Raw genomic sequence first — 19,199 nt, forward strand, 5'->3', positions numbered from 1 at the left:
AAATAGTACGGCAAGGCGAGGCAACGCCGTACTGGTTTAAATTTAATCCACTATATTTTTTCAGGAATGACGGTTTGGAAATTGCCCGAAACCCCAAAAACAGAAACCGGACAAACGGGTTTTCCGCCAAAGCCGGCATTTTCCGACTTTGCTTCAGGCATCTTCCCCGCCGCCTAAAATCATCGAACCGATACCGGCATCAGTAAAGATTTCCAACAAAAGCGCGTTGGACAACCTGCCGTCGATGATATGCGTGGCTTTCACACCGTTGACGGCGGCTTCGACCGCAGAAGCGATTTTCGGCAACATACCGCCATACAGCGTGCCGTCGGCAATCAGTTCATCAATCCGTTTCGGCGTGAGTTTGGTCAGCAGATTGCCCGTTTTGTCCATCACACCGGCGATATTCGTCATCATCAAGAGTTTTTCAGCGTTCAATTCTTCCGCCAATTTGCCTGCCACCAAATCGGCGTTGATGTTGAACGCTTCGCCTTTTTCACCTACGCCGACGGGGGCGACGACGGGAATGCAGCCGCGTTCTATCAGCCCTTTAACCAAACCGGTATCGATGCTTTCCACCGTACCGACCTGTCCGATGTCCACGCCATTCTGTTCGGGCGTATCGATCAAAAGTTTCTTCGCCTTAATGAAATGGTCGTCGCGTCCGCTTACGCCGACGGCGTGTCCGCCATATGTGTTAATCATCGACACGATTTCTTTGTTGACGTGTCCCCCCAACACCATTTCGACAATATCCATCGTCTCTTTGTCGGTAACGCGCATTCCTTGGACAAACTCGCCCTTTTTGCCGACTTTTTCAAGCATCGCATTGATCTGCGGCCCGCCGCCGTGAACGATGACGGGATGAATGCCGACCAGCTTCAGCAGCACGACATCGCGGGCAAACCCTTCTTTCAAGGCAGGTTCGGTCATCGCGTTGCCGCCGTATTTGATGACGACGACCGAACCGGAAAACCGGCGGATGTAAGGCAGTGCTTCGGCAAGGATACGCGCCTTGTCGGCGGCGGAAATAATGTTTTCAAACGCCATAACGGCTCCATATTGTTGACAATTTCGGCTTATGTTAACGCCAAACGCCGTCTGAAACAATCTTCAGACGGCATCCGGCACACCTTCGGGCAGGTTGAAGCCTTGCGATACGGGCGGTAAAATCGCGGTTTATCCGGTTCGAGAAACCGGCGACAGCAAGGATTCCCCATGATTAAAATCAGCACCCGCTTCGATGCCGGCTCGGTCGTTGTCAAAGACCTGACCGATCCTTCCAACATCCGCCTCGCCCTGCGTCCCGACAACGCCTCCGATTTTGCACAATGGTTCTACTTCCGGCTGCAAGGCGCGGCCTATCAAAACTGCATCATGCATTTTGAAAACGCGGCAGAAGCCGCCTACCCGAAAGGCTGGGAAGACTATCAGGCGTGTGCATCATACGACCGCCGCAACTGGTTCCGCGTACCGACTTCCTACGAAAACGGCGTACTGACCGTCAATCATACGCCGCTGTCCAACAGCGTGTATTACGCCTATTTCGAACCCTATTCCGAAGAACAGCATTTAAACCTCCTCGGCGACGCGCAAGGCAGCGGGCTGTGCCGCATCGACGATTTGGGCAGCACCGTGCAAGGGCGTGACATCAATCTGCTGACCATCGGCAATCAGGTCGAAAGTGATTTGAAAATCTGGATTACCGCCCGCCAGCATCCGGGTGAAACGATGGCGGAATGGTTTATCGAGGGGCTGCTCGGCAGACTGCTCGACCCGCAAGACCCGACAGCACGCACCCTGCTCGACCGCGCCACTTTCTACATCGTGCCAAACATGAATCCCGACGGTTCGGCACTTGGCAACCTGCGTACCAACGCCGCCGGTGCGAACCTCAACCGCGAGTGGGAAAACCCGACTTTGGAAAAAAGCCCCGAAGTGTTCTTCGTGCGCGAAAAAATGCTGGAAACCGGCGTAGATTTGTTTTTGGACATCCACGGCGATGAAGGTCTGCCCTTTGTCTTTGTTGCAGGAACTGAAGGCGTGCCGAACTACAATCCGCGCATTGCCGCGCTGGAAGCGCAGTTCAAAACCGCCCTTTTGAACGCCAGCCCCGATTTCCAAGATGAATACGGTTACGAAAAAGACGCGCCAGGTGAAGCGAATATGACCTTGGCGACCAACTGGGTCGGCAACCGTTTCAACTGCCTTGCCTACACGCTGGAAATGCCCTTTAAAGACAACGCCAACCTGCCCGATGACGACTTCGGATGGAACGGCCAACGTTCATTGCGCCTGGGCGAAGCCGCATTGTCCGCCATCCTCAACATCATCGGCGATTTGCGCTGAAACCCTTATTGCAGAAATGCCGTCTGAAGCATCATGCCTTTCAGACGGCATTTGAAATTGAAATCAAGGAACATCATGATTACCCATCCCCAATTCGATCCCGTCCTTATCAGTATCGGCCCGCTTGCCGTCCGCTGGTATGCCCTAAGCTACATCCTCGGATTTATTCTTTTTACCTTTCTCGGCAGAAGGCGCATCGCGCAAGGCTTGTCCGTTTTTACCAAAGAATCGCTTGACGACTTCCTGACATGGGGCATTTTGGGCGTGATTTTTGGCGGCCGTTTGGGTTACGTCCTGTTTTACAAATCCGCCTACTACCTTGCCCATCCGCTTGATATTTTCAAGGTATGGGAAGGCGGAATGTCGTTTCACGGCGGATTTTTAGGCGTGGTTGCCGCAATGTGGTTGTTCAGCCGCAAACAAAACATCAGCTTCCTCAAACTGACGGATACGGTCGCCCCGCTCGTTCCGCTGGGTCTCGCTTCGGGACGTATCGGCAACTTCATCAACGGCGAACTTTGGGGACGCATTACCGACATTAACGCATTTTGGGCAATGGGCTTCCCGCAGGCGCGTTACGAAGATGCCAAAGCCGCCGCGCACAATCCGCTTTGGGCAGAATGGCTGCAACAATACGGTATGCTGCCGCGTCATCCCTCGCAGCTTTATCAGTTTGCACTTGAAGGCATCTGCCTGTTCGCCGTCGTTTGGCTGTTCTCTAAAAAACAGCGGCCGACCGGACAAGTCGCCTCGCTCTTCCTCGGCGGCTACGGCATATTCCGCTTCATTGCCGAATTTGCACGCCAACCCGACGACTATCTCGGGCTGCTGACCTTGGGGCTGTCGATGGGGCAATGGTTGAGCGTCCCGATGATTGTTTTGGGTATTGCCGGCTTCATCTTCTTCGGCAGCAGGAAGCATTAAACCTTTCCGACAAAAATGCCGTCTGAAACGCAAACTGCATTTCAGACGGCATTTTATTCCGCCCGAACCGTCAATTCTTACCGCAACACGCCTTGTATTTTCTGCCGCTGCCGCACGGACAGGGATCGTTCCTGCCGGTTTTTGCCCCTTCCCTGCGGACGGTTTGCGGCTTGTTGATGACCGCCTGCCAGTAGCGGTAAATGTCTGCTAAGGCATAAGGCAACTCGGATTCCAGTTCCGCCAACTCGCCTTCTGTAAATTGCAGGCGGATGGAGCCGTTTTCCTCTTCGTCGTAAATGCCGCCCAACGCCATGATGGGATAAAACAACTCTTCAAATTCTTCATCATCGGCGGCTTCAAACCAATCGGTCGGCACAATATCCAAACCGTAAAGATAGGCATTGCACCAAGTGTAAAAATCGCTGCCGCCGTCTTCGTTTTCATAAAGCCACAAATCGGGCAGCTTTTTATCCGACATCGCGGCGGTTATGTCCATCGCCATTGCCAAAACCAGCCGTTCGATTTCGGAACGTTCGGCGGCGGTAAATTGCGATTCGTCGCCCAACACTTCCGGCAGCCAGTCGAGCGGTGTCAATTTGTCCGGCCCGCTCAACAGTGCCGTCATAAAGCCTTGAACCTCGTCGCAACGCATCGTGTTGCCTTGTTCGCTTTTGGCATCCAACAATTCGCCCAACCGCCGTTTGGATGCTTCGGTAAATTTTCGGGAATCCATCATTTTCCTTTTCAAATGGGTTTTGCGCCCTATTATCGCTGCAATGCCGTCTGAAGCCTTTTTCTGCTTCAGACGGCATCGTCTGTTTTCACACTCAAATCGTACCGCTGCCTTGCGCTTTCGGTTTGGCGGCACTAAATTCCAGCTTGCTCAAAGCGGAGAGGTAGGCTTTGGCAGTGGCGACCAAAACGTCGGTATCCGCGCCCTGTCCGTTGACGACGCGGTTACCGCGCGCCAGACGGACGCTGGTTTCGCCTTGGCTTTCCGTACCTTGCGTTACGGCATTGACGGAATAAATCTGTAAAGTCGCACCGCTTTGCGCCACGTTCTCAATCGCTTTGAAAATCGCATCAACCGGGCCGGAACCGGTGGCAGAAGCGCGTTTTTCTTCGCCTTTGATGCTGAACACGATGTCGGCGCGCGGCTCTTCGCCGGTTTCGGTGCTGATTTTTTGGGAGATGAATTTGTAGCTTTCGGTATTCATATTGCCCATTTCGTCCGACACCAGCGCGTGCAGGTCTTCATCGAAGATTTCGCGTTTTTTGTCGGCGAGTTCTTTGAAGCGTGCAAAAGCAGCATTCAATGCCTCTTCGCTTTCCAACTCGATGCCCAAATCCGCCAGTTTGCTGCGGAACGCGCTGCGACCGGAGAGTTTGCCCAAAGTCAGGCGGTTGGTTGACCAGCCGACCGATTCGGCAGTCATGATTTCATAGGTTTCGGGGTGTTTCAACACGCCGTCCTGATGGATGCCTGATTCATGTGCAAAGGCGTTTGCGCCGACCACTGCCTTGTTGGGCTGAATCGGATAACCGGTAATGGTGGAGACCAGTTTGGATACCGGCACGATTTGCGTGGTATCGATGCCGGTTTCCAAGCCGAACAAATCATGACGCACTTTCAATGCCATCACGATTTCTTCAAGGCTGGCATTGCCTGCGCGTTCTCCCAAACCGTTGATGGTGCACTCCACCTGGCGCACGCCTGCCTGAACGGCGGCCAGCGAGTTGGCAACCGCCATACCCAAGTCATTATGGCAGTGGGTTGACCAAACTACTTTGTCGCCATTGGGAACGCTTTTGATGATGTTGCTGATACGCTCGTACCATACGGAAGGGATGGAGTAGCCGACAGTATCTGGAATATTGATGGTGGTCGCGCCTGCTTCGATAACCGCCGTAAAGATTTTGGCGAGGAAGTCCAAATCCGAACGCACGGCATCTTCGGCGGAAAATTCCACATCGTCGGTGTATTCTTTGGCGATTTTCACTGCTTTGACCGCCGCATCTATGACCTGCTGCGGTTTCATTTTCAGTTTGTGCTCCATGTGGATGGGGCTGGTGGCAATGAAGGTATGGATGCGTTTTTTCGGCGCAGGCGAAACAGCCTCACCTGCCTTACGCACATCGTTTTCAACGGCACGCGCCAGCGAGCAGACTGTGGATTTGGTGATGATTTTGGCAATCGCATTGACAGACTCGAAATCGCCCGGGCTGGCGGCGGCAAAACCCGCCTCAATCACATCCACGCCCATTTTCTCCAACTGGCGGGCAATGCGGATTTTTTCCTCTTTGGTCATGGATGCACCGGGCGACTGCTCGCCGTCGCGCATGGTGGTGTCGAAAATAATTACGCGGTTGGTCTGTGTCATTTCTGTTCTCTCCAGAGATTCGTTTTTTTGTAAAAAAGCATTCAAATCCAGCGGCCTGCCTTGCGCTTCCGCCAACGCGGTCAGCTTTTGCAGTTGCGCCAGGGGCAGCGACCCGCGCGTGCGCCATTTGTAGATGGCAGCGGTCGTCGCGGCATTTTCGGGATCGTGCTGTTTCAACGCTTCGGCAAGTGCGTTCACGCCGCCGAAATAAGCAACCAAGCGGTCTATATCTAATTGCATGGTAGTCCTTGTCTAAAATAAATCAGCCTACAGCAGAAATATGGACAGGATTATACGCATTTTAGACAAAACGGCAATATTAATTTGAAAAAATCTCAATAAACCGCCATAGATTTTATTAATTTTATACATTTTGTCTATTTTATTGCAGGCGCGGCGTGATTGTTGACAATTGCGGCAGAACAGGGCAAATTCGGCGGTACAAGGCGGCAACGAGACAGGACAAACCAACAAGGACGGAAACAATGAAATACAAAAGAATCGTATTTAAAGTTGGCACATCTTCGATTACCCATTCGGACGGCAGTCTCTCGCGCGGCAAAATCCAAACCATCACCCGCCAGCTTGCCGCATTGCATCATGCGGGACACGAGCTGGTCTTGGTGTCTTCCGGCGCGGTTGCGGCAGGGTTCGGTGCGCTGGGTTTCAAAAAACGCCCGGTTAAAATTGCCGACAAACAGGCTTCCGCCGCCGTCGGACAGGGGCTGCTGATGGAAGAATACACCGCCTGCCTGTCTTCAGACGGCATCGTGTCCGCGCAAATCCTGCTCAACCGCGCCGACTTTGCCGACAAACGCCGCTACCAAAATGCCGCCGCCGCGCTTTCCGTACTACTGCAACGCCGCGCCGTCCCCATTATCAATGAAAACGACACGGTTTCTGTCGAAGAGTTGAAAATCGGCGACAACGACACGCTCAGCGCGCAGGTTGCGGCGATGATACAGGCAGACCTCTTGGTACTGCTGACCGACATAGACGGGCTTTATACCGGCAACCCGAACAGCAATCCCGATGCCGTACGGCTGGATAAAATCGAACACATCAACCATGAAATTATCGCAATGGCGGGCGGCGCGGGTTCGGCAAACGGCACGGGCGGGATGCTGACCAAAATCAAAGCGGCGACGATTGCGACCGAATCCGGCGTCCCGGTATATATCTGTTCCTCGCTTAAAGACAACGCCCTTGCCGAAGCCGCCGGACATCAGGCGGACGGTTCGTTTTTCGTCCCCCGTGCCAAAGGCTTGAGGACGCAGAAACAATGGCTGGCGTTTTACTCGGAAAGCCGGGGCGGCGTTTATGTGGACGAAGGTGCGGAACGCGCCTTGTCGGAACAGGGCAAAAGCCTGCTGATGTCGGGCGTTGTCGGAATCGAAGGGCATTTTTCCCGTATGGACACCGTAACCGTGTACAGCAACGCAACCAAACAGCCTTTGGGCAAAGGGCGCGTCCTTTTCGGCTCTGCCGCCGTCGAAGACCTGCTCAAATCGCGCAAAGCGAAAGGCGTGTTCATCCATCGGGACGATTGGATTTCCATCACGCCCGAAATACGCCTGCTTCTGACCGAATTTTAGAAAAGGAAACCCATGTCAAACACACAAAAACAGCTTGCCCTTGCCAAAGCGGCAAAAAAATCCGCCAACACGGCGGATACGGCAGAAAAAAACCGCGCGCTGCTTGCGATGGCGGACAGTCTGGAAGCGGCGGCGGAAGATATTTTGGCGGCAAACCGTTTAGATTTGGAAGCGGCGGCAGGCAAAATTCCCGAAAGCATGACCGACCGCCTTTTGTTGGACGAAAAACGCATTGGCGCGATGGCGGACGGCATCAGGGCGGTTGCCGTGCTGCCTGATCCCGTGGGCGAAATACTGGAAACCTCGACTTTGCCCAACGGCTTGGAAATTGTCAAAAAGCGCGTGGCGATGGGCGTTATCGGCATTATTTACGAAAGCCGCCCGAACGTTACTTCCGATGCGGCGGCTTTGGCACTGAAAAGCGGCAGCGCGGTCGTACTCCGCAGCGGCAAAGATGCATTCCAATCCGCACGCGCCATCGTTGCCGCCCTGAAAACGGGGTTGGCACAAACCCGCATCTCCCCCGACGCGCTCCAGTTGATTGAAGACACCGGGCGCGAGGGCAGTTACGAAATGATGAGGGCGAAAGATTATCTAGACCTGCTGATTCCGCGCGGCGGGACGGGGCTGATACGGGCGGTGGTTGAAAATGCCGTCGTGCCGGTCATTGAAACGGGGACGGGCATCGTCCACATTTATATCGACAAGGACGCGGATTGGGACAAGGCGCTCCGTATCGTGTACAACGCCAAAACCAGCCGCCCGTCCGTGTGCAACTCGATGGAAGTGCTGCTGGTGCATGAAGACATTGCTGCCGACTTCCTGCCCAAGCTCGAACGGCTGTTGGTGCGCGACCGTATAGAAGCCGGACTGCCGCCCGTCCGCTTCCGTTTGGATCCGCAGGCGGCGCGGCATATCGGCGGCGAAGCGGCGGGTGCAGACGATTTCGACACCGAGTTTTTAGACTACATCCTCGCCGTGAAAACCGTCGCTTCGGTCGAAGAGGCGGTCGGACACATCGAAGTCCACAGCACGCACCATTCAGACGGCATCGTTACCGAAAACCCCGAAGCGGCGGATTATTTCACCTCGCACGTTGATTCTGCCGCCGTGTATGTCAACGCGTCTACGCGCTTTACCGACGGCGGCGAATTCGGCTTGGGTTGCGAAATGGGCATCTCCACGCAAAAACTCCACGCCAGGGGTCCGATGGGTTTGAAAGAGCTGACGAGTTACAAATACATCGTACAAGGCACGGGACAGGTTAGGGAATAATCCGAATTCAAACATCCGATAAAAATGCCGTCTGAAACAGTCTTCAGACGGCATTTCCATTTGCAAAAAATCAAGCATTGTCCAAGGGGACGAGAATCGTACGGTTGCCGTTGTGTTCCGGTGCGGACACAATGCCTTCCGCCTCCATCTGGTCAATCAGACGCGCGGCGCGGTTGTAGCCGATACGCAAGGCGCGCTGTACGCCCGAAATGCTGGCTTTGCGCGTTTTCAGGACAACGGATACGGCCTCGTCGTACATCGGATCGGTTTCGTCGTCGCCGCTGCGCCCGATGCCGGGCAGCTCTTCGCTGCCGCCGCCGCTCAAAATATCGTCAACATAGTCCGGCTCGCCAAACTGTTTCAAATATTCGACCACGCGGTGCACCTCTTCATCCGACGCAAACGCGCCGTGAACGCGCTGTGGATAGGCAGTACCCGGCGGCAGGAACAGCATATCGCCCTGACCGAGCAGGTTTTCCGCGCCCATTTGGTCGAGAATCGTGCGGCTGTCGATTTTGCTGGACACTTGGAACGCGATACGCGTCGGGATGTTCGCCTTAATCAGACCCGTGATGACATCGACGCTGGGGCGTTGCGTGGCAAGGATAAGATGGATGCCTGCCGCGCGGGCTTTTTGGGCGAGGCGGGCAATCAGTTCTTCGATTTTCTTGCCTGCCGTCATCATCAGGTCGGCAAACTCATCGACCACGACCACGATAAACGGCAATTTTTCCAAAGGTTCGGGATTGTCAGGCGTGAGGCTGAACGGATTGCCGATTTTTTCTCCCCTTGCTGCGGCTTCGGCGATTTTTTGGTTGAAGCCCGCAAGATTGCGCACACCCATAAAGCTCATCAGGCGGTAGCGTTTTTCCATTTCGTTAACACACCAGTTCAGCGCGTTTGCCGCCAGCTTCATATCGGTAACGACAGGGGCGAGCAGGTGCGGGATGCCTTCGTAAATGCTCAATTCCAGCATTTTCGGATCGATCATAATCATACGTACGTCTTCCGGCGCGGCTTTGAAAAGCATAGACAGAATCATCGCGTTGACACCCACCGATTTGCCCGAACCGGTCGTACCGGCAACCAGCAAATGCGGTGCTTTGCCCAAGTCGGTTACGACGGGCTGTCCGGTGATGTCCTGACCGAGCGCGAGTGTCAGCTTGGATTTGGATTCGGCAAACTCGGGCGAATTGAAGATTTCGCTCAGGCGTATCATTTGGCGTTTCGGGTTCGGAAGTTCCAAACCCATACAGGTTTTGCCGGGGATGGTTTCGACAACGCGGATGGAAGCCACGCCCAGAGAACGTGCCAAATCTTTTTCCAGATTCAAAACCGAATTGCCGCGCACGCCGACATCGGGTTCGATTTCATAACGCGTAATCACAGGGCCGGAATAAGAATCGACAACCTTGACCTTGACTTTGAACTCCGCCAATTTTTCTTCGATGGTGATGCTGTTTTCCAGCAGTTCTTCTTCGGTTTGCGTCGCCTCGGGATTGAACAGCGGAGGCAGAAGCAGGTCGGTTGTCGGCAGGTGTTCGGATACCGCACCGGTTTCTTCAGATGGGAACGCCCCTTCATCCGCTTCCGTATCCGATACCCGGCAGGACGGGCGTTCAGACGGCACATCTTCAAACGGACAAACCGCCTGACTGTCATGCCCGAACGCTTCGGTTTCCGACAGATATTGCCCGCTTGACCGCTCTGCCACACCTTCACTGCCGTCATCCGCAATAGCGGCGGTTTCCTCCTGCCAACCTCCATTCAAAACATCATCGGCAAGATGGTCGGTTTCGGCAATGCGGCTGCGTTGCGCCTGCTCGAATCCTGACGGCGGTTCATAGGTACGGTTGTAGATTTCCGATACGGGAGGCGGCGGCGGAATATCGATTGCGGTCATGGGAACTTTCGGCACTTCGGGTGGTTCGACCACCCAAGCATCGGGCGCGGCAGGTTCTTCAATATGGATATCGGCAGTTTCATCATAAACCGGACCGCCGTATCCCACAGACGAAACGGTTTCCGTGAAAACATTTTCGGTTTCAGACGGCATTTCAACATCCCGTTTCCCGACAACTGTCCGACTTTCCGGAATCAGGCGCGAAATCCGCGCCTCCGCAGAAACCGTTGCCTTGTTCGGTTCTTTCAAATTGACGGAAACGCGGCGGCGGGCATCGCGGACGGATGTGCCGTCTGAAACGGACTGCCCTTGGGAAACATCAGGGGATTTTGCCTCCGCCTGCCCTTTCCCCTGCCCTGCATGACGGCGGAACGGCGTATTCCGTGCATTTTCGGCTTTGACTGCAGAAAAGGCAGACGGATGCTGCTTCTCAAAATACGGCTCAAATCCGTAATCCGCAGACTCGGAAAACGCTTCTTTGTCCGCATCGAACATACGGGAATACGTGCGTTGAAGCACAGGGTCGTCCAAACCGATAATCTGCAGCCCTTCCATCGGGGTATCGGACACGCGGACTTTGGAGACCGCTGTTTCGTTTTTCTCAAATGCATCGATATAGCGTTTTTTCGTTTCCCTTAAAGCCGCGCTGTTTAAAGCACGCGTTGCTTCTTCCAAAGTGATTTCTTTAAAAACCGGACGGACGGGCGAAATTTCGCTTTCAGACGGCATCAACCCTTCAGCAATACTCCGGTCGAATGGGATGCGGCGGTTGTCGATTACGGCAGTTGCAATGTCTTCCGTATCGGCAGCCTCTTCTTCCGCAGTTTCTGCCGTTTCCGTTTCCGCTTCTTCCGTCCCGTTTCCACTGTCTGAATACCCGTCGGATGCGTTCGGAACATCCGCATAGTTTGCAGAAGCAGGCGGCACAGACCTGTCCGGTTCGGATTCGTGCGCCAGATAGTTTCGGCAGAAACGGACGACACCGACAAACAGCCAATACACTGCCGTTTTGACGGCATGGAAAAGCATCAGGGCAAACTCGGGAAAATCGGGCATACCGTCTTTGATTTCAGGCAGCTCCGCCTGTTTTTCCCCTTTCTTTTCCTGCCACGCAGAAACCTCGCGCATCCACTCGCGTTCGGATTGTGCGCGGACAAAAAACAGGCCGGCAAGCGCAAGCAACAAAATAATGATCAAAACTATCCAAAACATATGCCGTTTCCCGCAAGACAAACGATTAAATGGGTTTATTTTAACGTGTTTCCGTCCCAAAAAAAACAACCGGCCGGCAATTCTGCCGAAACCGATTCGGCTTTCGGTTTGCCCCCGCCGACAGTATAATAGCCGTCCCTTCCCTTAATCTTTGCGGCATTGCCATGATTTTCCAAACAGTCTGGTTTTCAGATGTGGTACTGTCGGTTTCGTGGATTGTCCTTATCCTGATACTGGCAGCTTCCGCGCCGTCCGCATTCCGCTCGCTTGCCCGCTACCGTTCCGCCCTTCCACTGTGTACCGTAATTTTTTCCGCAGCATGGTGTCTGAACGCCTCTGCCGGCGGCGGACAGCTTGCACAGATGAACTACCACCTGCTCGCCGTCAATCTGGTTGCACTGATGGTGGGCACTTCCGCCGCCTTTTGGCTTGCCGCGCTGCTGATGCTGCCCTACTGCCTGCTGTTTGCCGGCTCTTCCGGTGCGTATCCTGCAAACGTATTGGTTCTGATTTTGCCCGCACTTGCCGTCAACCGCCTGTCGCGTGTGCTGGTCGACCGCCTGCCGCCCAATATTTTCATCTTTATTTTCGTCAACGGCTTTCTCGCTTCCGCCGCCGGCATTCTGCTGACCGGGCTGGTGCTGACCGGTATTTTGGATGCCGCAAACGCTTTTCCGTCCGAAATATTGTGGACGACCGCCCTGCCCGTCTTTATTCTGCTGGCGTGGGCGGAATCCTTCCTCAGCGGCATTTCAACTGCCATATTTGTTGCACTGAAGCCCCATTGGATCAACACTTTCGACGACAACCGCTATCTGAAGTCCGACCGCAGCATATGGAGGTAGCCTTCAGACGGCATAGACAGGCAAAACCATGCTTTCCAACATCATCCCCCTTTCCATCGGTGCAGCACTCGGTGCAACGGCGCGTTGGCTGCTCAACCTCGCCGTTCCCACATCAATACCTCCGGCCACAGGCAACCTGTTTGCCAACTGGATAGGTGCTTTTCTTATCGGAATCTTTGCCGAAACCGTCAACCACCCGCAATGGAAGCTGCTGCTGATTATCGGTTTTCTCGGCAGCCTGACCACGCTTTCCGGATTTTCACTGGAAACCGTAACCCTACTCCAATCGAATCGTCCCGCTTCAGCACTTGCCAATATTTTCCTACATACGACGGGTTCGCTGCTGCTGACTTGGCTCGGGCTGAAGATAGGGACGGCAGTCAAATAACCGCAAAAAATTGCTTCCTTTGGTTTTGACATAATCTATAAATTGGCTTCGCTTGTTTAAATACTGGCTGTGCCAATTATAGTGGATTAAATTTAAATCAGGACAAGGCGACGAAGCCGCAGACAGTACAGATAGTACGGAACCGATTCACTTGGTGCTTCAGCACCTTAGAGAATCGTTCTCTTTGAGCTAAGGCGAGGCAACGCTGTACTGGTTTAAATTTAATCCACTATACCGTTCTCAAATTCAAATTGGGCTTTTAGGTCTATAACAAAGAAAAAGCCTTGGTAGGTTTATCCTACCAAGGCTTTTTCTTAAAAAAAACTCTCTATTGCTGCGTCTAAAAATGCAAAAAAAGTAACCATCATAACCCTTTTGCCAAAATTAATATCATCTATTAATTCATCATGCCATGCATTAATAGATGGTATATAAGAAAGAACCAATAAACTAATAAACCAGTAAAAAAAATCAGTAACAAAGATTTTCATTATTAACTATTCTTAAAAATGATCATGTTCGTTTGGGTAATTATCATCCCCTTTTCTCTCTTATTACTAAAACACGAATGACTTTAAAGGACGCGCCCAGAGACAAGCCGAAAAGGCATATCCCATCCGCCAAACAAACTGCCCGCCGATTTACTCCGGCGGGCAGTTCCAATACCCTGTCAATCCTTCATCAGCCAGTATTGCAAACCGATTAATGTCTTGCCGTCTTTAATTTCATCGTTTGCCAATGCCTGACGGACTTCCTCCTTCGACATCAATACGGTTTCCGTAATCTCGTCTTCGTCATTGGCAAGCGTACTGCCCAAGCGCACGCCTTCCGCCTCGAACAGATACATTTTTTCGTTGCAAAAACCGACCGCCGTATAAAAACTGTAAAGCAGGCGCACGCTGTCGGCAACATAAGGCGTTTCCTCTGCCAGTTCTCGCAGCGCACACGCTGCCATATCCTCACCCGCCACATCCAGCTTGCCCGCAGGAAGTTCCAATGTCGCCTGATTTGCCGCATAACGCCACTGCCGCACCAAAACGACCTTTTCATCATCCGTTACCGCCAAGACACATGCTGCACCGGGATGACGGATGACGATGCGCTGCCCTTCATTGCCGTTGGGCAGCCTGACCTTATCCCTGCTGATACTGACGAAACCGCCCTCGTAAATGGTTTCGCCGCCTAATTTTACTTCCCTCAAATCCACTTCATATCTCCTTTCCGTTTCCTATTCTGCCGTTCAATCTTCACGCTTGCCGCGCTCGATTTCCACTCCAACCTCGCGCACGCCTTCCAAAATACCCGGTTTGACGATTTTCACGCGCACCCACACCGCGCCGAAATATCCCAAAACCAAATCGGCAATATATTCCGCCAACGCTTCCAAAAGCAGGAAATCCTGTTCTTTCAGATGTCGGCGCAGCGTTTCGCATACCTCGGCATAATGTACCGTATTGGCAATATCGTCGTCCGAACCCGCTTTCTCGGGAACGCCGATGTCCAAATCGACAATCAGGGTCTGCAACCGTTCGCGCTCCCAGCCGTACACGCCGATAAGCGTATCCGCCTTGATGCCGTGCAAAAAGATTTTATCCATAATCCGCCCCGTTTTTTGCTAAAATAACCGCACCATTCTAAGTAAAGTACCGCAAATGTTCAACATACCGGCTGTTGCCGTTTCCTATCTGATCGGCTCACTTTCTTTCGCCGTCATCGTGTCCAAATATTACGGCATGGACGACCCGCGCACCTACGGATCGGGCAATCCGGGGGCAACCAATGTTTTACGCAGCGGCAAAAAAAAGGCGGCCGCGCTGACGCTCTTGGGCGATGCCGCCAAAGGTTTGGTTGCCGTTTTGCTTGCACGCGTGCTTCAAGAACCGCTCGGTTTATCCGACAGCGCGATCGCTGCCGTCGCACTCGCCGCGCTGGTCGGGCATATGTGGCCGGTGTTTTTCGGATTTAAGGGCGGCAAAGGCGTGGCAACGGCATTGGGCGTGCTTCTGGCACTCTCTCCCGCAACTGCCTTGGTCTGCGCGTTGATTTGGCTTGTGATGGCATTCGGCTTCAAGGTGTCCTCCCTTGCCGCATTAACCGCCACAATCGCCGCCCCCCTTGCCGCACTGTTTTTTATGCCCCACCCTTCTTGGATTTGGGCGACGCTCCTTATCGCCCTGCTGGTGTTGTTCCGCCACAAAAGCAATATCAGCAACCTACTTAAAGGCAAAGAAGGCAAAATCGGCGAAAAACGCTGATTCGGCATTTGTTTTCCATTACGTTATGCCGTCTGAAACTATATTCCCGCGTTCAGACGGCATTTCCGCACAAACGGCTTTCATACCATGCTCAGTTACAGACACGCATTCCACGCCGGCAACCACGCCGATATGCTCAAACACTTCACCTTGTTTTTAGTGCTGCAATATTTCAACCGCAAAGACAAGCCCTACTGGTACATCGACACGCACGGCGGCGCGGGTTTGTACAATCTCGAAGGCAACGAGGCGCAGAAAGTCGGCGAATACCGGCAAGGCATCGCCCTGCTCCGACAGGCGCAAAACCTGCCTGCCGAACTCTCTGACTTTGCCGCGCACATACAAAAAATCCTGCCCTCGCCCGAACTTTACTGCGGCTCTCCGTGGCTGGCGCAATCGCTGACCCGCGCGACTGACAAATTGCGCCTGTTTGAGCTGCACCCCACCGACTTTGTCCATCTGCAAAACAATATGGGCGAAGCAGGATTGGGCAAACGCGGACAAGTGTTGCGCGAAGACGGTTACAAAGGGCTGATTTCCCTGCTGCCGCCTCCGCCGCGACGCGCTGTTATTCTCATCGACCCGCCCTATGAGGAAAAACAGGACTACCGGCGTGTAACGGAAACGCTGAAATCCGCTTTAAAACGGTTTGAGTCCGGCTGTTATCTCATCTGGTATCCCTGCCTAAGCCGCGAAGAAAGCCGCAAGCTGCCCGAAGAACTGAAAAAACTCGTTCCCGACAACTACCTTCACGCCGAACTGCACGTCCACGCGCCGAAAGCCGACGGCTTCGGTATGCACGGCAGCGAAATGTTCGTCATCAATCCGCCCTATCTGTTGGCGGAACAATTGGCGGCAAACCTCCCCGCCCTCACGCGGCTGCTGGCGCAAGACAAAGGCGCGCGCTACCTTTTGGACAGCAAAATCTGCTGACCCCGATGCCGTCTGAAACCCTTCAGACGGCATCTCCCATCAAACAAAACCGGACGATATACCGGCAGCCGGCACTTTTAAGAATAAATATTCTTCATCCGCCTACCGCGTTCCGACTTGCCCCGCGCCGTTTTTTTCCACTACAATCCCACGCGATATCCGGCAGAACGCACCAAAGGAACGCCCCACAGCAATCTGCCGCCTTTCAGACGGCACAAACCTTTCCGAAACGAGCAAACTATGGACACACTGACCCGATTCCTCCCCGAACACCTGCAACAAAACCGGCTGCCCGAAGCACTCGGCGGCGTTTTACTGTCCGTTGTTTCCGCCTGCACCGAAATCAACGCCAAAGTCCGCCTCGGCTCACTGGCCGGCGTATTGGGTATGGCGGGCACGGGCAATATTCAGGGCGAAGACCAGAAAAAATTAGACGTTATCGCCAACAACATTATGATTGACACCCTCAAAGCCAACCCTGCCGTTGCCGGTTTGGCAAGCGAGGAAGAAGACACTTTCGTAAGTGCCGGTAAAAACGGACGCTATCTCGTCCTATTCGACCCTTTAGACGGATCGTCCAATATTGATGTCAACATTTCCGTCGGTACGATTTTCTCCATCCTTGAAAAACCCGATGGCGAATTAAAAACCGAGTCCTTCTTGCAAGCCGGCCGGCATCAGCTTGCCGCAGGCTATGTCCTCTACGGGCCTCAAACCCAGCTCGTATTCACACTCGGACACAGCGTGTACGTGTTTACACTCAATACCGAAAACGAATTTGTCCTGACCAAAGAAAACCCGAAAGTACCCGAAAGTACCAAAGAATTCGCCATCAATATGTCCAACCGCCGCCACTGGCTGCCCCCCGTCCAACAATACATAGACGAACTCTTGGCAGGCGAAACCGGCACGCGCGGCAAAAACTACAATATGCGCTGGGTAGCCAGCATGGTTGCCGAAATCCACCGCATCCTGATGCGCGGCGGCGTGTTCATGTATCCGCAAGACAAACGCGACCCGTCCAAACCCGGCAAACTGCGCCTGATGTACGAAGCCAATCCTATGGCCCTGATACTTGAACAAGCCGGCGCATCGGCAAGCAACGCCCGTCAGGACATACTCGGCATCCGTCCCGAAAGCCTGCACCAGCGCGTCGCCGTCATTATGGGCAGCAGCGAAGAAGTGGATTACCTCAACCGCCTGCATTCAAAATAAACAGGCTGCCTAACCGATAAAGAAAGGCGGCAGCGCGCATCCGCCGCTGCCGCCGATATTTCGTTTATAGCCTTAAAAAGACAGAAAACCGCCTTTCCAAACGGCAAAAATGCCGTCTGAAAAGTTTTCAGACGGCATTTTAAAAATTAAAGCCCGAATTTATTTGCCCGCCGCTTTTTGCAGGATGGCGTACAACTCGTCTTTCAGTTTCAATTTGGCTTTTTTCAGCTCATCAATGGCTTCCGCGCCGCTGGTAACCGGATTGTTGACCAAACCGGCAATTTTGTCGTCCAGCTCGTTATGCTCGTCAAACAGACGGGCAAAGTGGGAATCTTCCTGTTTCAATTTGGAAATCAAATCACGGTATTCTGGGAACATATCGCTTTCCTCTCTTGGTTTACGGTTAAAAAGTCAAACTGAATCTTTACATTAATTATAACAAAGATAATATTTTTATCCAGTGTTTTGTTACACACGGCAACACCGCCCGCAGAAAACCGCCCCACCGTCCGACAAAATCGTTGACAATCCTCCGCTTTGCGCATAAATTTCCAATACTTAACCCTGACCACACAAAGGAATCAAGAGATGTTTTCAAAAAGCGTAACCATCACCCAATATGATCCCGAACTGGCGGCCGCCATAGCCCAAGAAGACCGGCGCCAGCAAGACCACGTCGAGCTGATTGCTTCTGAAAACTACGTCAGCTGCGCCGTAATGGAAGCGCAAGGTTCGCAATTGACCAACAAATACGCCGAAGGCTATCCCGGCAAACGCTACTACGGCGGCTGCGAATACGTCGATATTGTCGAACAATTGGCAATCGACCGCGTAAAAGAACTGTTTGGCGCAGCCTATGCCAACGTTCAGCCGCACTCCGGCTCTCAAGCCAACCAAGCCGTGTACGCTTCCGTTTTGAAACCGGGCGACACCATTTTGGGTATGTCTCTGGCACACGGCGGCCACCTGACCCACGGCGCAAGCGTTAATATTTCCGGCAAACTCTACAATGCCGTTACATATGGTTTGGATGAAAACGAAGTTCTCGATTATGCCGAAGTCGAACGCCTCGCGCTCGAACACAAACCCAAAATGATTGTGGCCGGTGCGTCTGCCTACGCGTTGCAAATCGACTGGGCGAAATTCCGCGAAATCGCCGATAAAGTCGGCGCATACCTCTTTGTCGATATGGCGCACTATGCCGGACTGATTGCCGGCGGCGAATATCCCAACCCCGTGCCGTTCTGCGACTTCGTAACCACCACCACCCACAAAACCCTGCGCGGCCCTCGCGGCGGTGTGATTTTGTGCCGCGACAACACACACGAAAAAGCGTTGAACTCTTCCATCTTCCCAAGCCTGCAAGGCGGTCCGCTGATGCACGTCATCGCCGCCAAAGCCGTAGCGTTTAAAGAAGCGTTGCAACCCGAGTTCAAACAATACGCGAAACAAGTGAAAACCAACGCAGCCGCTATGGCGGAAGAACTGGTCAAACGCGGTCTGCGCATCGTTTCCGGCCGTACCGAAAGCCACGTTTTCCTCGTCGATCTGCAACCGATGAAAATCACCGGCAAAGCCGCCGAAGCCGCCTTGGGCAAAGCGCACATCACCGTCAACAAAAACGCCATCCCGAACGATTCGGAAAAACCGTTCGTTACCTCCGGCATCCGCATCGGCTCCGCCGCCATGACCACACGCGGTTTTAACGAAGCCGACGCGCGCGTATTGGCGAACCTGGTTGCCGACGTATTGGCCAATCCCGAAGACGAAGCCAACCTCGCCAAAGTCCGCGAACAAGTAACTGCTTTGTGCAATAAATACCCCGTTTACGGCGCATAAGCTTTTTTTAAAACCGATGCCGTCTGAAACTTTTCAGACGGCATTTTTGCAATCGGTTAAAATACGCGGTCTGTTTTTCGGGAAG

General features: G+C 53.3%; 18 protein-coding genes and 1 pseudogene. 11 read left to right on the forward strand and 8 right to left on the reverse strand.

The annotated features are described in order from the left end of the window. Positions 1 to 153: 153 nt before the first annotated feature. The gene (gene argB, locus KEM39_RS03445; protein WP_118996862.1) at positions 154 to 1,050 is read right to left on the reverse strand and encodes an acetylglutamate kinase; all 897 of its coding nucleotides are present in this window, start codon (positions 1,048 to 1,050) and stop codon (positions 154 to 156) included. Positions 1,051 to 1,218: 168 nt separating this feature from the next. Here argB and KEM39_RS03450 point away from each other — a divergent pair, with 168 nt between their 5' ends. Continuing rightward, positions 1,219 to 2,349 carry a M14 family metallopeptidase gene (locus tag KEM39_RS03450; protein ID WP_118996863.1) on the forward strand — a complete coding sequence of 377 codons (1,131 nt, stop codon included), beginning with the start codon at positions 1,219 to 1,221 and terminating at the stop codon, positions 2,347 to 2,349. Between the two features lie 75 nt (positions 2,350 to 2,424). Further along, positions 2,425 to 3,273, forward strand: coding sequence for a prolipoprotein diacylglyceryl transferase (lgt, locus tag KEM39_RS03455; protein ID WP_118996864.1), 849 nt, complete (start codon positions 2,425 to 2,427; stop codon positions 3,271 to 3,273). A 70-nt stretch (positions 3,274 to 3,343) separates the two neighbouring features. On the opposite strand, the gene KEM39_RS03460 is transcribed toward lgt, so the two are convergent. Together KEM39_RS03460 and KEM39_RS03465 are read right to left on the reverse strand one after the other, a co-directional pair. Then, on the reverse strand, positions 3,344 to 4,006 hold the full coding sequence (locus KEM39_RS03460) for a YecA family protein (RefSeq protein ID WP_211709614.1): 663 nt from the start codon (positions 4,004 to 4,006) through the stop codon (positions 3,344 to 3,346). A 94-nt stretch (positions 4,007 to 4,100) separates the two neighbouring features. Continuing rightward, positions 4,101 to 5,894: a 2-isopropylmalate synthase gene (locus KEM39_RS03465; RefSeq protein ID WP_211709592.1), complete on the reverse strand. Its 1,794-nt coding sequence runs from the start codon at positions 5,892 to 5,894 to the stop codon at positions 4,101 to 4,103. 245 nt (positions 5,895 to 6,139) lie between these two features. On the opposite strand from KEM39_RS03465, the gene proB reads away from it, so the two are divergent. Continuing rightward, positions 6,140 to 7,249, forward strand: coding sequence for a glutamate 5-kinase (proB, locus tag KEM39_RS03470; protein WP_211709593.1), 1,110 nt, complete (start codon positions 6,140 to 6,142; stop codon positions 7,247 to 7,249). A 12-nt stretch (positions 7,250 to 7,261) separates the two neighbouring features. Further along, positions 7,262 to 8,524 (forward strand): glutamate-5-semialdehyde dehydrogenase, encoded by a 1,263-nt coding sequence (locus tag KEM39_RS03475; RefSeq protein ID WP_211709594.1) that lies wholly within the window; start codon positions 7,262 to 7,264, stop codon positions 8,522 to 8,524. Positions 8,525 to 8,594: 70 nt separating this feature from the next. Here KEM39_RS03475 and KEM39_RS03480 read toward each other — a convergent pair whose 3' ends face one another. After that, positions 8,595 to 11,639 (reverse strand): DNA translocase FtsK, encoded by a 3,045-nt coding sequence (locus tag KEM39_RS03480; protein WP_211709595.1) that lies wholly within the window; start codon positions 11,637 to 11,639, stop codon positions 8,595 to 8,597. Positions 11,640 to 11,803: 164 nt separating this feature from the next. On the opposite strand from KEM39_RS03480, the gene KEM39_RS03485 reads away from it, so the two are divergent. The 3 genes and pseudogenes from KEM39_RS03485 to KEM39_RS11960 form a co-directional block, all read left to right on the forward strand. Further along, positions 11,804 to 12,484: an energy-coupling factor ABC transporter permease gene (locus tag KEM39_RS03485; RefSeq protein ID WP_211709596.1), complete on the forward strand. Its 681-nt coding sequence runs from the start codon at positions 11,804 to 11,806 to the stop codon at positions 12,482 to 12,484. 28 nt (positions 12,485 to 12,512) lie between these two features. Then, positions 12,513 to 12,872, forward strand: a complete 360-nt coding sequence (locus tag KEM39_RS03490) for a fluoride efflux transporter CrcB (RefSeq protein WP_118996872.1) — start codon at positions 12,513 to 12,515, stop codon at positions 12,870 to 12,872. A 77-nt stretch (positions 12,873 to 12,949) separates the two neighbouring features. Continuing rightward, positions 12,950 to 13,134: pseudogene (locus tag KEM39_RS11960) on the forward strand (hypothetical protein); the annotation flags it as partial. Positions 13,135 to 13,186: 52 nt separating this feature from the next. Here the strand turns inward: KEM39_RS11960 and KEM39_RS03495 are convergent. From KEM39_RS03495 to folB, 3 genes are all read right to left on the reverse strand, one after another. Further along, complete coding sequence (locus tag KEM39_RS03495) at positions 13,187 to 13,363, reverse strand: hypothetical protein (RefSeq protein WP_192886281.1); 177 nt, start codon at positions 13,361 to 13,363, stop codon at positions 13,187 to 13,189. 179 nt (positions 13,364 to 13,542) lie between these two features. Beyond that, a complete protein-coding gene (locus KEM39_RS03500) occupies positions 13,543 to 14,079 on the reverse strand; it encodes an NUDIX hydrolase (protein ID WP_002219335.1) in 537 nt (178 codons plus the stop codon). 33 nt (positions 14,080 to 14,112) lie between these two features. After that, complete coding sequence (gene folB, locus KEM39_RS03505) at positions 14,113 to 14,469, reverse strand: dihydroneopterin aldolase (RefSeq protein WP_002213654.1); 357 nt, start codon at positions 14,467 to 14,469, stop codon at positions 14,113 to 14,115. Positions 14,470 to 14,524: 55 nt separating this feature from the next. Between folB and plsY the strand changes: the two genes are divergently transcribed. The 3 genes from plsY (at position 14,525) to KEM39_RS03520 (ending at position 17,275) form a co-directional block, all read left to right on the forward strand. Further along, on the forward strand, positions 14,525 to 15,127 hold the full coding sequence (plsY, locus tag KEM39_RS03510; RefSeq protein ID WP_042743501.1) for a glycerol-3-phosphate 1-O-acyltransferase PlsY: 603 nt from the start codon (positions 14,525 to 14,527) through the stop codon (positions 15,125 to 15,127). A gap of 87 nt (positions 15,128 to 15,214) precedes the next feature. Further along, a complete protein-coding gene (locus tag KEM39_RS03515; protein ID WP_211709598.1) occupies positions 15,215 to 16,060 on the forward strand; it encodes a 23S rRNA (adenine(2030)-N(6))-methyltransferase RlmJ in 846 nt (281 codons plus the stop codon). 240 nt (positions 16,061 to 16,300) lie between these two features. After that, positions 16,301 to 17,275 carry a class 1 fructose-bisphosphatase gene (locus KEM39_RS03520; protein ID WP_211709599.1) on the forward strand — a complete coding sequence of 325 codons (975 nt, stop codon included), beginning with the start codon at positions 16,301 to 16,303 and terminating at the stop codon, positions 17,273 to 17,275. A 159-nt stretch (positions 17,276 to 17,434) separates the two neighbouring features. Here KEM39_RS03520 and KEM39_RS03525 read toward each other — a convergent pair whose 3' ends face one another. Continuing rightward, a complete protein-coding gene (locus KEM39_RS03525; protein WP_003707627.1) occupies positions 17,435 to 17,653 on the reverse strand; it encodes a YdcH family protein in 219 nt (72 codons plus the stop codon). Between the two features lie 210 nt (positions 17,654 to 17,863). Between KEM39_RS03525 and glyA the strand changes: the two genes are divergently transcribed. Further along, positions 17,864 to 19,114 carry a serine hydroxymethyltransferase gene (gene glyA / locus KEM39_RS03530; RefSeq protein ID WP_211709600.1) on the forward strand — a complete coding sequence of 417 codons (1,251 nt, stop codon included), beginning with the start codon at positions 17,864 to 17,866 and terminating at the stop codon, positions 19,112 to 19,114. The last annotated feature ends 85 nt before the right edge of the window (positions 19,115 to 19,199 follow it).

It is taken from the genome of Neisseria sp. Marseille-Q1983 (assembly GCF_018224585.1).
GTDB lineage: Bacteria > Pseudomonadota > Gammaproteobacteria > Burkholderiales > Neisseriaceae > Neisseria > Neisseria polysaccharea.

Bases quoted from the DNA above. Each gene is read 5' to 3' on its own strand.
- KEM39_RS03515 (WP_211709598.1), top strand. From the start codon at position 15,215: ATGCTCAGTTACAGACACGCATTCCACGCCGGCAACCACGCCGATATG.
- KEM39_RS03465 (WP_211709592.1), bottom strand. From the start codon at position 5,894: ATGCAATTAGATATAGACCGCTTGGTTGCTTATTTCGGCGGCGTGAAC.
- plsY (WP_042743501.1), top strand. From the start codon at position 14,525: ATGTTCAACATACCGGCTGTTGCCGTTTCCTATCTGATCGGCTCACTT.
- KEM39_RS03475 (WP_211709594.1), top strand. From the start codon at position 7,262: ATGTCAAACACACAAAAACAGCTTGCCCTTGCCAAAGCGGCAAAAAAA.
- folB (WP_002213654.1), bottom strand. From the start codon at position 14,469: ATGGATAAAATCTTTTTGCACGGCATCAAGGCGGATACGCTTATCGGC.
- glyA (WP_211709600.1), top strand. From the start codon at position 17,864: ATGTTTTCAAAAAGCGTAACCATCACCCAATATGATCCCGAACTGGCG.
- proB (WP_211709593.1), top strand. From the start codon at position 6,140: ATGAAATACAAAAGAATCGTATTTAAAGTTGGCACATCTTCGATTACC.
- KEM39_RS03525 (WP_003707627.1), bottom strand. From the start codon at position 17,653: ATGTTCCCAGAATACCGTGATTTGATTTCCAAATTGAAACAGGAAGAT.
- KEM39_RS03450 (WP_118996863.1), top strand. From the start codon at position 1,219: ATGATTAAAATCAGCACCCGCTTCGATGCCGGCTCGGTCGTTGTCAAA.
- KEM39_RS03460 (WP_211709614.1), bottom strand. From the start codon at position 4,006: ATGGATTCCCGAAAATTTACCGAAGCATCCAAACGGCGGTTGGGCGAA.
- KEM39_RS03480 (WP_211709595.1), bottom strand. From the start codon at position 11,639: ATGTTTTGGATAGTTTTGATCATTATTTTGTTGCTTGCGCTTGCCGGC.
- KEM39_RS03495 (WP_192886281.1), bottom strand. From the start codon at position 13,363: ATGAAAATCTTTGTTACTGATTTTTTTTACTGGTTTATTAGTTTATTG.
- argB (WP_118996862.1), bottom strand. From the start codon at position 1,050: ATGGCGTTTGAAAACATTATTTCCGCCGCCGACAAGGCGCGTATCCTT.
- KEM39_RS03490 (WP_118996872.1), top strand. From the start codon at position 12,513: ATGCTTTCCAACATCATCCCCCTTTCCATCGGTGCAGCACTCGGTGCA.
- lgt (WP_118996864.1), top strand. From the start codon at position 2,425: ATGATTACCCATCCCCAATTCGATCCCGTCCTTATCAGTATCGGCCCG.
- KEM39_RS03485 (WP_211709596.1), top strand. From the start codon at position 11,804: ATGATTTTCCAAACAGTCTGGTTTTCAGATGTGGTACTGTCGGTTTCG.
- KEM39_RS03520 (WP_211709599.1), top strand. From the start codon at position 16,301: ATGGACACACTGACCCGATTCCTCCCCGAACACCTGCAACAAAACCGG.